Annotated in this window: 9 protein-coding genes and 1 pseudogene; 5 read left to right on the forward strand and 5 right to left on the reverse strand. The window is 71.6% G+C overall.

The genetic code is table 11. From position 1 onward, the window contains the following. The first annotated feature begins 82 nt into the window (after nt 1-82). From M2283_RS26115 to meaB, 3 genes are read left to right on the forward strand one after another with little or no spacing between them, the layout of a single operon-like run. Nucleotides 83-1,891, forward strand: a complete 1,809-nt coding sequence (locus tag M2283_RS26115; protein WP_280878809.1) for a methylmalonyl-CoA mutase subunit beta — start codon at nt 83-85, stop codon at nt 1,889-1,891. Continuing rightward, nucleotides 1,891-4,065 carry a methylmalonyl-CoA mutase gene (scpA, locus tag M2283_RS26120; protein ID WP_280878810.1) on the forward strand — a complete coding sequence of 725 codons (2,175 nt, stop codon included), beginning with the start codon at nt 1,891-1,893 and terminating at the stop codon, nt 4,063-4,065. Before M2283_RS26115 ends, scpA begins: the two co-directional genes overlap by 1 nt. A gap of 6 nt (nt 4,066-4,071) precedes the next feature. Then, nucleotides 4,072-5,061 (forward strand): methylmalonyl Co-A mutase-associated GTPase MeaB, encoded by a 990-nt coding sequence (meaB, locus tag M2283_RS26125; protein WP_280878811.1) that lies wholly within the window; start codon nt 4,072-4,074, stop codon nt 5,059-5,061. Nucleotides 5,062-5,079: 18 nt separating this feature from the next. Here the strand turns inward: meaB and M2283_RS26130 are convergent, their stop codons facing one another. The 3 genes from M2283_RS26130 to M2283_RS26140 are packed head-to-tail and all read right to left on the reverse strand — an operon-like array spanning nt 5,080 to nt 7,813. Further along, a complete protein-coding gene (locus M2283_RS26130; RefSeq protein ID WP_280878812.1) occupies nt 5,080-5,643 on the reverse strand; it encodes a hypothetical protein in 564 nt (187 codons plus the stop codon). Beyond that, nucleotides 5,640-7,124 (reverse strand): sensor histidine kinase, encoded by a 1,485-nt coding sequence (locus tag M2283_RS26135; RefSeq protein WP_280878813.1) that lies wholly within the window; start codon nt 7,122-7,124, stop codon nt 5,640-5,642. Before M2283_RS26135 ends, M2283_RS26130 begins: the two co-directional genes overlap by 4 nt. Then, nucleotides 7,121-7,813, reverse strand: coding sequence for a response regulator transcription factor (locus M2283_RS26140; protein WP_280878814.1), 693 nt, complete (start codon nt 7,811-7,813; stop codon nt 7,121-7,123). The genes M2283_RS26135 and M2283_RS26140 overlap by 4 nt, the downstream gene beginning before the upstream one ends. A 200-nt stretch (nt 7,814-8,013) precedes the next feature. Here M2283_RS26140 and M2283_RS26145 point away from each other — a divergent pair, with 200 nt between their 5' ends. Both M2283_RS26145 and M2283_RS26150 read left to right on the forward strand, forming a co-directional pair. Further along, nucleotides 8,014-8,802 carry a DUF3152 domain-containing protein gene (locus M2283_RS26145; protein WP_280878815.1) on the forward strand — a complete coding sequence of 263 codons (789 nt, stop codon included), beginning with the start codon at nt 8,014-8,016 and terminating at the stop codon, nt 8,800-8,802. 95 nt (nt 8,803-8,897) lie between these two features. Beyond that, nucleotides 8,898-12,281, forward strand: coding sequence for a S8 family serine peptidase (locus tag M2283_RS26150; protein ID WP_280878816.1), 3,384 nt, complete (start codon nt 8,898-8,900; stop codon nt 12,279-12,281). Nucleotides 12,282-12,359: 78 nt separating this feature from the next. Here M2283_RS26150 and M2283_RS26155 read toward each other — a convergent pair whose 3' ends face one another. Both M2283_RS26155 and M2283_RS26160 read right to left on the reverse strand, forming a co-directional pair. After that, nucleotides 12,360-12,950 carry a GNAT family N-acetyltransferase gene (locus M2283_RS26155; RefSeq protein WP_280878817.1) on the reverse strand — a complete coding sequence of 197 codons (591 nt, stop codon included), beginning with the start codon at nt 12,948-12,950 and terminating at the stop codon, nt 12,360-12,362. A gap of 52 nt (nt 12,951-13,002) precedes the next feature. After that, nucleotides 13,003-13,152, reverse strand: a pseudogene (locus M2283_RS26160) (cytochrome P450); the annotation flags it as partial. Nucleotides 13,153-13,178 lie beyond the last annotated feature (26 nt).

Consider the following 13,178-nt stretch of genomic DNA (forward strand, 5'->3'; position numbering starts at 1 on the left):
GGTCCCGGTCACACCCTCAGCGAGGGAAAGCTCACACGGTGTGCCTCGCTGCAGCTCAAGTGATCTGCCCTAGCATCCGAGCATGACGGTCCTGCCTGACGACGGGCTTTCCCTGGCCGCCGAGTTCCCTGACGCTACGCACGAGCAGTGGCAACGCCTGGTGGAAGGCGTTCTGCGCAAGTCGGGCAAGGAGGTCTCGGGTACGGCAGCGGAAGACGCCCTGTCCACCCCGCTGGAGGACGGGCTGCGCACCCGCCCCCTGTACACCCCGCGTGACAGCGCCCCCGAACCCGGCCTGCCCGGTTTCGCGCCCTTCGTACGCGGTGGCCGGGCCGAGGGCACCACCCTCGGCGGCTGGGACGTACGGCAGCGGCACGCCTCACCGACCGGCGACGCGGTGCTCGCGGACCTGGAGAACGGCGTCACCTCACTCTGGCTGGCCGTGGGCGAGAACGGTGTTCCGGTGTCCTCGCTCGGCCAGGTGCTCGACGGGGTCTACCTGGACCTGGCGCCGGTCGTGCTGGACGCGGGACGGGACACGGAGGCCGCCGCACGGGAGCTGCTGCGGCTGTACGAGGAGCGGGGCGTCGCCAAGGAGGCCGCGCGCGGCAACCTCGGCGCCGATCCGTTGGGCCACGAGGCCCGCACCGGCGAGGCGCTGGACCTCGCCGAGGTGACCGGGCTCGCTCGGAGGTGTGCCGAGGAGTACCCGGGGCTGCGGGCGATGACCGTGGACGCGCTGCCGTACCACGAGGCCGGCGGCTCTGCGGCACAGGAGCTGGGCTGCTCGCTGGCGACCGGCGTCGCGTATCTGCGGGAGCTGACCCGGGCCGGCATCTCCGTCGAACAGGCCTGTGGGCAGCTGGAGTTCCGGTACGCGGCCACCGCCGACCAGTTCCTGACGATCGCCAAGCTGCGGGCCGCGCGCCGCCTGTGGGCGCGGGTCGCCGAGGTGTCCGGTGCGCCCGCCGCGGGCGCGCAGACGCAGCACGCCGTGACCTCGCCGGTGATGATGACCCGGCGCGACCCGTGGGTGAACATGCTGCGCACGACGATCGCCACGCTCGCCGCCGGGGTCGGTGGCGCGGACGCCGTCACCGTGCTGCCCTTCGACCACGCGGTCGGCCTGCCGGACGCGTTCGCGCGCCGCATCGCCCGCAACACCTCCACGATCCTGGTCGAGGAGTCGCACCTGTCCCGGGTGATCGACCCGGCGGGCGGCTCCTGGTACGTGGAGCGGCTCACCGACGAACTCGCCCACGCGGGCTGGGAGTTCTTCCGCCACATCGAGGAACTCGGCGGCCAGGCCGCCGCGTTGCGCTCCGGACGGCTCGCCGAGGATCTGGCCGAGACCTGGGCGGTCCGCAGCGCGAAGCTCGCCAAACGCCGTGAACCCATCACCGGCGTCAGCGAGTTCCCGAACCTCGGCGAGAAGCCCGTACAGCGCGCCCCCGCGCCCGAGACGCCGTCCGGCGGACTGCCCCGGGTGCGGCGCGACGAGGCGTACGAGGCACTGCGCGCCCGCTCCGACGCCCACCTCGCGGCCACCGGATCCCGGCCCCGGATCTTCCTGGCCTCGATCGGCCCGGCCGCCGCCCACACCGCGCGCTCGACCTTCGCCTCGAACCTCTTCCAGGCCGGCGGCATCGAGCCGGTCACCGAGGGCACCTTCGAGGACAGCGGCGCCACCGAGGCCTGCCTGTGCTCCAGCGACGCGCTCTACGAGGAGCAGGCCGAGCAGACCGCCGGGGCGCTGCGGGCCGCGGGCGCCCGGCAGGTGTTCCTGGCCGGCCGGCCGGGGCAGTACACCGACGTGGACGCCTACGTCTTCGCGGGCTGTGACGCCGTGGCCGTGCTCTCCGCCACCCTCGACCGCATGGGAGTGTCGTGATGGGAATCCCCGACTTCACCGGGATCGACCTGGGGACCCCGCCCGCCGACGGGGGCACCGACGAGTGGCGTACGTCCGTGAAGCGCGCCGCCGACGGCTCCGACCTGCTCTGGGAGACCCCGGAGGGCATCGCGGTCAAGCCGCTCTACACCGGCCGTGACCTGGAGGGCCTGGACTTCCTCGACACGTACCCGGGCATCGCGCCGTATCTGCGCGGCCCGTACCCGACGATGTACGTCAACCAGCCCTGGACGATCCGTCAGTACGCGGGCTTCTCCACGGCCGAGGAGTCCAACGCCTTCTACCGGCGCAATCTGGCGGCCGGCCAGAAGGGCCTGTCGGTCGCCTTCGACCTGCCCACGCACCGGGGTTACGACAGCGACCATCCGCGCGTGACCGGTGACGTCGGCATGGCCGGTGTGGCCATCGACTCGATCTACGACATGCGTCAGCTCTTCGACGGCATCCCGCTGGACAAGATGACCGTGTCGATGACGATGAACGGCGCCGTACTGCCGGTGCTGGCGCTCTACATCGTCGCCGCCGAGGAACAGGGCGTGCCGCCCGAGAAGTTGGCCGGGACCATCCAGAACGACATCCTCAAGGAGTTCATGGTCCGCAACACCTACATCTATCCGCCGAAGCCGTCGATGCGGATCATCTCCGACATCTTCGCCTACACCTCGCAGCGGATGCCCCGCTACAACTCCATCTCCATCTCCGGCTACCACATCCAAGAGGCGGGTGCGACGGCCGACTTGGAGCTGGCGTACACGCTCGCGGACGGGGTGGAGTACATCCGGGCGGGACGGGACGCGGGGATGGACGTCGACGCGTTCGCGCCCCGGCTGTCCTTCTTCTGGGCGATCGGCATGAACTTCTTCATGGAGGTCGCCAAGCTGCGCGCGGCACGCCTGCTGTGGGCGAAGCTGGTGAAGCAGTTCGACCCGCAGAACGCCAAGTCCCTCTCCCTGCGCACCCATTCACAGACCTCGGGCTGGTCGCTGACAGCGCAGGACGTGTTCAACAACGTGACGCGTACGTGCGTGGAGGCGATGGCGGCGACGCAGGGCCACACCCAGTCGCTGCACACCAACGCCCTCGATGAGGCGCTCGCGCTGCCCACCGACTTCTCGGCGCGCATCGCCCGCAACACCCAGCTGCTGCTCCAGCAGGAGTCCGGCACGACCCGGGTGATCGACCCGTGGGGCGGCAGCGCGTACGTGGAGCGGCTGACGTACGACCTGGCCCGGCGGGCCTGGCAGCACATCCAGGAGGTCGAGGAGGCGGGTGGCATGGCGCAGGCCATCGACGCCGGCATCCCCAAGCTGCGGGTGGAGGAGGCCGCCGCCCGCACGCAGGCCCGCATCGACTCCGGCCGCCAGCCGGTCATCGGCGTGAACAAGTACCGCGTGGAGACCGACGAGGAGATCGACGTCCTCAAGGTCGACAACTCCTCCGTACGCACCCAGCAGATCGAGAAGCTGCGGCGGCTGCGCGCGGAGCGGGACGAACGAGCCTGTCAGGACGCACTCGACGCGCTGACCAGGGCGGCCGGCGGCGAGGGCAACCTGCTGGAGCTGGCCGTGAACGCGGCCCGCGCGAAGGCGACCGTGGGCGAGATCTCCGACGCGCTGGAGAAGGTGTACGGACGGCACGCGAGCCAGATCCGTACGATCTCCGGCGTGTACCGCAACGAAGCAGGCGAGTCCCCCTCCGTGGACCGCACCCGCACCCTGGTGACCGCCTTCGAGGAGGCCGAGGGGCGCCGGCCGCGCATCCTGGTCGCCAAGATGGGCCAGGACGGTCACGACCGCGGCCAGAAGGTGATCGCCACCGCCTTCGCCGACCTCGGCTTCGACGTCGACGTCGGCCCGCTGTTCCAGACCCCGGGCGAGGTGGCCCGCCAGGCCGTCGAGGCGGACGTGCACATCGTCGGGGTGTCCTCGCTGGCCGCCGGACACCTCACCCTCGTACCGGCGTTGAAGGAGTCGCTCGCCGAGGAGGGCCGGGAGGACATCATGATCGTGGTCGGCGGAGTGATCCCGCCGCAGGACGTGCCCACGCTCCTGGAGATGGGCGCGGCAGCCGTCTTCCCGCCCGGGACGGTGATCCCGGACGCGGCCTACGACCTGGTGAAACGGCTGGCGACCGACCTCGGCCACGATCTGTAGCGCCGCATGGCCGCGATCGATCTCGAGACGTATGTGAAGGGTGTCCTCGACGGGAGGCGGGCACTCGTCGCCCGTGCGATCACGCTCGTCGAGTCCACCCACCCCCGGCACCGGGCCCTGGCCCAGGCGCTGCTGACCGAGCTGCTCCCGCACAGCGGCCGGGCCCGGCGGATCGGGATCAGCGGGGTGCCCGGGGTGGGCAAGTCGACGTTCATCGACACCTTCGGCACCATGCTGACCGCGCTGGGACACCGGGTGGCGGTGCTCGCCGTCGACCCGTCCTCCAGTCGTACCGGCGGCTCGATCCTGGGCGACAAGACCCGCATGGAACGCCTCGCCGTGGACCCGGCCGCCTTCGTACGGCCCTCCCCCACCGCCGGGACGCTCGGCGGGGTCGCCAAGGCCACCCGCGAGTCGATCGTGGTGATGGAGGCGGCGGGCTACGACGTGGTGCTGGTGGAGACGGTCGGTGTGGGCCAGTCGGAGACGGCCGTCGCCAACATGGTCGACTCCTTCCTGCTGCTCACGCTGGCCCGTACCGGTGACCAGCTGCAGGGCATCAAGAAGGGCGTGCTGGAGCTGGCCGACGTGATCGCCGTCAACAAGGCGGACGGTCCGCACGAGCGCGACGCCCGGGCGGCGGCGCGTGAACTGGCGGGCGCGCTGCGGCTGATGCACGGCAAGGACGTGTACTGGGCGCCTCCCGTGCTCAGTTGCAGCGCTCGCGAGCAGACCGGCCTGGACACCGTCTGGGAGCGCCTCGAACAGCACCGCGCACTCCTCGGCTCCTCCGGGCGGCTCGCCGCCAAGCGCCGTGACCAGCAGGTCGACTGGACCTGGACGATGGTCCGCGACGAACTCCTCGGCCGTCTGCACGCCGACCCGAAGGTCCGGGAACTGGCTCCCGGGCTCGAACAGCAGGTGCGCGAGGGGAAGTTGACGGCGACGCTGGCCGCGGAGCGGATCCTGAAGGCGTTCGGGGACGCGGCGGACTGAGGTGTCGAGGCGCCGGGCTCACTGATCAGGGCAGCCTTTGTCCGAGCCCCTGGTGTGCTGTCCGTAGACGCTGGTCACCTCGACCGTCACCGGGTTCGCGGACTGGGTGGCGACCCGGTGCGCGGCGGCGGCCGTGCAGATCAGCTGCCGCATCGCGATGTCGGTCAACCTGTCCATGCCGCCGGGCAGTTCGATGGCTAGCATGTCGCCCCGCACCGTCACGGTCGGCACGTCCTCCCCGGTCTCGTCGGGTCCTCCGGTGGCCGCGTCCGCCTTGGACGTCGGGAGGGGCGCGCGGCTCGGCAGCCCGGGCACGTCGCTGGCCAGGCCCTCGGACTGCTCCCGGTCGGTGGGGCCGAGCAGCAGCAGGTCCAGAGCCGTTCCGGCGTCCCCGGGCTCGGCGGTCGTGCGCGGGACCGCGACGAGTGCGCCGCCGTCCCGGACGAAGTAGACCGTCGTGACCGAGGCGATCCCGCTCGCCGGACCGCCGGCCTCCACCACCCCGGTCGCGGGGATCCCGCAGGAGGTCAGCGCGAGCAGCGACGGTGCCACCAGCAGCGGAAGCCGGCGTGTGGCCTTCATGACGGGTTCTCCTCGGACGACTCGTCCCGCCGCAACGGGAGTTCGACCGTGAAGACGGCACCGCCCGCCGGATGGTTGGCCGCGCGGACGGTTCCGCCGTGCATCCGTACGTTCTCGGCGGTGATCGACAGGCCGAGGCCGCTACCCTCGGAGCGGGTCCTGGCGGTGTCCGACTTGTAGAACCGCTCGAAGACATGCGGCAGTACGTCGTCGGGGATGCCGGGGCCGCCGTCCCGTATCTCGATGACGGCGAGGCGCCCGGCCGAGGGTTCACCGCTCGCCTCCAGGCACACCCGCACCGGACGGGCGCCGTGCCGCAGGGCGTTGCCGACCAGGTTGGCGACGACCACGTCGAGGCGGCGCGGATCGACCCGCCCGCGCACCGCGTCCGGCGGCGGCAACCACGTCTCCACTGTGTCCGACCAGCCGCGGGAGGCGAGGGTGCGCCGGATCGACTCGGCGAGGTCGATCTCGTCCAGGTGCAGCTCCGCCGCGCCCGCGTCGAACCGGGAGATCTCCATCAAGTCGTCGACCAGGCGGGCGAGTTTGACCGTCTCCCCGCTGATCAGCCGGACCGCGGTGGCCGTGTCCGGGTCCAGCCGGGCGGCGTCCTCGTCCAGGACGTCGGTGACCGCCGACATGGCGGCCAGCGGGGTGCGCAGCTCGTGCGAGACGTCCGCGGCGAAGCGCCGGGCCCGCGCCTCCATGCCGCGCAGCTCCGCCACCGACGTCTCCAGCGCGGCGGCCGTCTCGTTGAACGTGTGGGAGAGATCGGCGAGTTCGTCGGAACCGTTGACCGCGAGCCGGGTGTCCAGGCGGCCCTCGGCGATGCTGCGGGTCGCGTCCCGCAACGCCCGCACCGGCAGCAGTACGCCTCGGGCGGCGAACAGGGCGAGCACCACGGCGAGCAGCAGGGCCGGCACCATGGCCCGCTCGACGGCGGTCACCAGGGCGTCCACGTACGCCTGTTCCTCGGTCTGCGGGACGACCAGGAACACCCGGACCCCGGACACCGTCTGCGCTCCGTCGGGGAGGCCGAAGGTGACCGACATGCCGACGACGAGGGAGGTACGGCCGCTCTCGCGCACGCGTTGGAACACGGTGGCCTGGCTGGTGGCGACGGCCTCGCGCACGTCGGCCGTCAGCTCGGGGAAGGGGTCGTCGGCGACGGAGGCGGCGCGCAGGGTCCCGTAGGTGGCCAGGACGCGCCAGTCGCCGGGCCCCTCGGTGGCGGCCACGTCGGCCGCGAAGCGCTGGAGCGCGGACTGGTCCGGGGGGAAGCCGAGTTCGGGGGCGCGCTGGTTGACCTGGGTGCGCAGTTGTCTGATCGTGGCGTCCTGGCTCTGCTTGAGCACTCCGGTGCGGGCCTCCCGGAAGGTCAGGGCGCCGGTCGTGGCGGCGGCGACGGTGGCGACGAGCCCGAAGCCCACCACAAGTCGCGGGCGCAGACCGCGCAGCCGGCGCGTGCGACGCGTCTTCACGGCGCCGCAAAACGGTAGCCGAAGCCGCGCACGGTGTGGATGTAGCGCGGCGCGCGGGGCGGTTCGGACATCTTGGTGCGCAGTCGCTTGACGCAGGCGTCCACCAGGCGTGCGTCGCCGTGGTAGTCGTGCTCCCAGACCGCCTCCAACAGCTGCTGCCGGCTGAACACTTGGCCCGGCGAGGCGGAGAGCGTGAGCAGGAGCCGTGTCTCGGAGGGGGCCAGGGCGATCGGCGCGCCGCCCAGCGTGACGGTCAACCCGGCCCGGTCGACGGCGAGTTCACCGTAGGTGTCGATCTTCGGCAGCCCGGTCCCGGCCGGCGCCCCGCCCGCACGGCGCAGGACGGCGCGTATCCGGGCGTCGAGCACCCGGGCCAGCACCGGCTTGACCACGTAGTCGTCGGCGCCCGCCTCCAGACCGACAACGATATCCACCTCATCACCCCGCGCGGTGGCGATGATGATCGGCAGCGTCTGGTCGACGGCCCGTATCCCCCGGCACACCTCAAGACCGGTCATTCCGGGGAGCATCAGATCGAGGACCACGATGTCCGGCCGGAAGCTCCTTAACCGGTCCATGCCCTCTTCGCCGGTCGCGGTGGCGGCGACCTCGTGGCCCTGTCGGCGCAGGGCCAGGTCGACGCCCTCGCGCACGGCGCGGTCGTCTTCGATCAGTAGTACACGTGACATGCGCACAGTATCCACAGGGAGATGACCAAGGCGGGCGTTATCGTCTCGTTACCTTCCGGGCCAGATCCGATCACATTGCGGTCGCACCGTAAACGATCGTGACAGCGCACAAGGAAAAGCCCCCCAGCCGTCGTCGGAACGGTTCCGCCCACGCCGCCTCGCGCAGCGGGCGGAGACAACTGACGGGGGGCTTGGCCGCGTTGGCCGCTCTCGGCGTCGTCGGGTGCGCGGTGGTGGCCTGGCTGCCGGCCGACTCGAAGCGGTCGCCGGCGGCGGCCGGATCCGACGCGAGTGCCGAGCGCACCCCGTCGGCGAGGGCGACCACCGAGCCGCCGAAACAGAAGACGCCGACGAAGCCCGCGCGGCCGACAGCGAGCGCCGCCGGGAAGGGCGGCGGCTCTCCGAGCTCCTCCGGCATCACCATCCCCCGCAACGGGCCGGGCACGTTCGTCACCGCGCCCGGGGGGAGCGAGCGCGTCGGCAAGGGCAGGGCCCTGCGCTACAAGGTCGAGGTGGAGAACGGCATCGAGCTGTCCGGCGAGGACACCGCCGAGCAGGTGGAGCGCATCCTGGCCGACCCGCGCGGCTGGACGGCCGACGGGCACTCGGGCTTCCAGCGGGTCTCCACCGGCGCCACCGACTTCGTGGTCAAGGTCGCCACTCCCGGGACCGTGGACAAGGTCTGCGGCGAGTACGGCCTGGAGACCGGCGGCGAGGTCAACTGCAGCGTGGCCCACAACGTCATGGTCAACCTCAAGCGCTGGGAAGAGGCAACTCCCGTCTACGCCAAGGACGTCACCTCCTACCGGGCGCTCATCATCAACCACGAGGTGGGCCACTTCCTCGGCCACGGCCACGTCACCTGCCCCGCCAAGGGCGGACCGGCCCCCGCGATGATGCAGCAGATCAAGGGCATGCACGGCTGCACCCCCAACGTCTGGCCCTACAACGCCGACGGCCAGTTCATCACCGGCCCCGCCGTCCCCTGACCTCCCTCTCCGGTGCACCGATTCGCCGATGCGCCAATTCGACGAATCACCGCACCACCGATCACCAACCATCAGGAGCGCAAGTGGAGTTACACGTGAAGCACAGACATGCCGTCGCCGCGGCCGGGGTCGCCGCCGCGGCCCTGGTGCTGGCTGGCCTGCCCGCCGGCCCGGCCTCCGGAGCGGGTTCGACCGGCCCGAGCCCGGCCCGTACGGCCGCCGCGGTGAAGACCGTCACGCTCGTCACCGGCGACCGGGTCCTGCTGGACGGAGCCGGAAAGGTCGCCGGCGTCGAGCGGGCGAAGGGCCGGGAGCGGGGCACGTTCTCGATCCGCATGGTCGGCGAGCACACCCAAGTGGTGCCCTCCGACGCGGAGTTGCTGGTCGCACAGGGCAAGCTGGACGTCCGGCTGTTCGACGTCACCCAGCTGGTGGCGGACGGCTACGACGACGCGGGCCGCACCGACGTACCGCTGATCGTCACCTTCAAGGGCAAGAAGGCGCCCTCGATGAGCCCGTTCACCGGGGCCGGCGCCCGGATGGGCCGCGCGCTGCCCGTCGTCAACGCCAAGGTGATACGCCCCGTCAAGAAGCGGGCCACCGACTTCTGGAACGCCGTGACCGACACCGCCGGCGACAGCGGCACGACGGAGTTCACCGACTCCACGTCGGTGGAGAAGGTCTGGCTGGACGGCAAGCGCAAGGCGAGCCTCGACAAGAGCGTCCCGCAGATCGGCGCGCCGACGGCCTGGGCCGCCGGTTACGACGGCACCGGGACCAAGATCGCCGTCCTGGACACCGGCGTCGACACCAGCCACCCCGACCTCGCGGGCAAGGTGATCGAGGCGCAGGACTTCTCCGACTCGGGGAGCACCGACGACAAGTTCGGCCACGGCACGCACGTCGCGTCGATCACGTCCGGGACGGGCGCAAAGTCCGGCGGCAAGTACAAGGGCGTCGCGCCGGGCGCGAAGCTCCTGAACGGCAAGGTGCTCGACGACGGCGGCTCCGGCTACGACTCCGGGATCATCGCCGGCATGGAGTGGGCGGTGGCGCAGGGCGCCGATGTCGCCAACCTCAGCCTCGGCGGCACCGATTCACCGGGTATCGACCCGCTGGAGGAGACCGTCAACCGGCTCTCCGCCGAGTCCGACACGCTGTTCGTCATCGCGGCCGGCAACGAGGGCGAGTTCGGCGAGAAGACCGTCGGCTCGCCCGGCAGCGCCGACGCGGCGCTGACCGTGGGCGCGGTCGACAAGTCCGACGAGCTCGCCCCGTTCTCCAGCCGCGGCCCGCGCGTCGGGGATGGCGGGGTCAAGCCCGACCTGACCGCGCCCGGTGTCGCCATCACGGCCGCCGCGGCGGCCGGCAGCCTCCTGGAGGGCGAGTTCCCCTCCGACACCCCGGGCTACCTCACACTCGACGGTACGTCGATGGCGACCCCGCATGTCGCGGGCGCCGCCGCCCTCCTGGCCCAGCAGCACCCGGACTGGACCGGCGAGCGCATCAAGCAGGTCCTCACCGCGTCCGCGAAGCCGGGCGCGTACAGCTCCTTCCAGCAGGGCACCGGCCGTACCGACCTGGTGCGGGCGCTGGACCAGGGCGTCGTCACCGAGCAGCAGTCGATCGGCTTCGACGAGCAGCAGTGGCCGCACGCCGACGACAAGCCGGTCACCAAGCAGCTCACGTACCAGAACCTCGGCACGGAGCCGGTCACCCTGGACCTCTCCGTCGACGCCTACGCGGTGGACGGCAAGCCCGCCGCCGAGGGCATGTTCACCGTCTCGCCACAGCGGATCACCGTCCCCGCGGGTGGGGAGGCGAGCGCCGAGGTCACGGCGGACACCAGCGCCGGCACCGCCGACGGCAGCTTCGGCGGCTCGGTCTCGGCCACCTCCGCGGACGGCAAGGTCCAGGTGCGGACCGCCGTCGGTGCGGAGCGCGAGGTGGAGTCGTACAGCCTGACGCTCAAGCACCTCGACGAGAACGGCGAGCCGACCGGTGACGCGGTCACCTCGGTCATGGGCTTCGCCAAGGACTTCTACGCCGAGTACGCCGACGAGCAGGACGGCGAGCTGACGGTCCGGCTGCCCAAGGGCGACTACATCCTCAGCGGGGTGATCCACCCGAGCATCTCGTCCGCCGAGCACGCCATCCTGGTCCAGCCCAAGTTCCGGCTGGACGGGGACAAGACCATCACCGTCGACGCCCGGCAGGCGAAGCCGGTGGACGTCACCGTGCCGGACCCGGCGGCCGAGTCCACCGACGCGACGGCCGCGATCGGCTTCCAGCGGGGCGCGGACCTGAACGACGGCTTCCTGCAGTACCTGATGCCGACCTTCCAGGGCGCGCGGTTCGGGCAGCTCGTCACCGGGGAGCCCGTCGACGGGCTGTACGCCCTGTTCGCCGGCACCTGGTCCCGGCTGGACGCGGAGGGCCGGCCGGTCAGTTACCACCTGGGCTGGAACCGGGGCGCCGACCTGAACGGCTTCAGCGCCACGGTGGACCAGAAGCAGCTGGCGAAGGTCGACTTCGAGGCAGGCGAGCCGGTCGAGGGCCGGCGCGCCCAGGTCGAGGTGTCGCCGCACGGGCCCAACGGTGAACTGGTGCGCAGCTACACCGACTTGCGCGGGGACCTGCCGCTGCGGACCGCCGAGTACATCCTCGACAACGGCGTGAAGTGGTCGGGCCGTATGTGGTCGGTCTCGGGCGAGGGCCGTGACTCGGTCTTCGAGAACTTCCTGATGCGGATGCCGCGACTCTGGAAGGCCGGCCGCACTTACCACGAGCAGTTCAACGTGGGCGTGTTCGGCCCGGTCCTGAACGGCTCGGCGGATCCCGGACCGGCCATGGGCTTCCCGGGTCTGGCCCGCAACGGCAACACCATCAGGGCCTATGTGCCGCTGTTCGGCGACGGCGCCGGGCACTGGGGCGACTCCGACGTCACCTCGGTGAAGACCTCGCTCACGGCGGACGGCAAGGAGATCGCCGACGACTACGACACCCCGCCGACCGAGGGCCTCACCGAGTACACCGTCCCCGCCGGGGACGCCGCGTACAAGCTGAGCGTGGACAGCTCCCGTGACCCGGCCGTGTACCCGGTCAGCACGCGCGTCCAGGCGGAGTGGACCTTCCGCTCGGCCACGACCCCCGACGGCGACAACGCCGCGCTGCCGCTGTCGACGGTCACCTTCTCCCCGAAGCTGACCCTGGCCAGCACGGCCAAGGCTGGTACGTCCTTCAAGGTGCCGTTCAGCATCAAGGGCGCGGCGGCCGGGCACAAGCCCGCGAAGCTCACCTTCCAGGTCTCCTACGACGACGGCGCCACCTGGCAGTCCGCCAAGGCCGTCGGCGGTACGCATCTGACGCTGAAGCACCCGGCCCAGCCGGGCTCCGTGTCACTGCGCGCCGAACTGACCGACCGGGCCGGCAACAAGCTGGTCCAGACGATCCAGCGCGCCTACCTCACCACGCAGTAGCCCTCAGTCGCTGGGCAGAGGGGGCGTCGGCGAAGCCGGCGCCCCCTTCGTCGTCGCCGGACGTCGGGGCCGTCATCTTCAGGCGTCGGGCCGCTGCTCCGGTCGCAGCGCCGGGGCGTCGAGGTCGCCCGGCCGGAGCCGGTAGACCTGCAGCCGCAGGTCGTAGTACTTGTCCGTCTCCCCCACCCACTCCATCCCCACCCGCCGGGCCGTCGCGGCACCCCGTTCGTTGCGGGGCCGTACGACCGCGAAGAGCTCGTCCACGCCCGCCTCGAAGGCGTAGTGCGCCACCGCGTGACCGGCCTCGGCTGCCAGGCCCTTCCCCCAGGCGCCGGGCGCGAGCTGCCAGCCGATCTCCAGGTCCCGACGGTCGGGCGGCAGGGGCAGCAGCACGACCCCGCCGACCACGGCTCCGTCCTCCCTCAGCTCGATCGCCCACCGACCCTGCGGGGCGTCCAGCGTCCCGGCGCCCCACTGCTCCAGGAGGGTCCGCATGGCCGCTGTGTCGGTCACCCGGGTCATGGCCGGGGCCAGCCACTGCGCGACGTCCGCGGCGCCGTAGACCCGTAGCGCGTCCTCCGCGTCCTCGACGGTCCACGGCCGCAGGACCAGCCGGGGCGTGGTGATCCGGGACCCCTCGACGACGACACGGTGCTCGCGTTCGGTCATGCCGGAACGCTACCAACCGCTCCCTCGTCCGTCGCGTCCATGACGACGACGTCTACCAGGTGACCGGCAGCTCGTGGATGCCGTAGGCCTGCGAATCCTCCTTGAACTTCAGTTCCGAGACGTCGACGGCGAGGCGCAGCGTCGGGATGCGGTGTAACAGGGTGCTGAAGACTACGTGCGGTTCGATGCGCGCGGCGTCCTGAACCGCTGGGCGAGCAGACCCGGAGG

This window comes from Streptomyces pseudovenezuelae (assembly GCF_029892565.1).
Taxonomy (GTDB): Bacteria; Actinomycetota; Actinomycetes; order Streptomycetales; family Streptomycetaceae; genus Streptomyces; species Streptomyces pseudovenezuelae_A.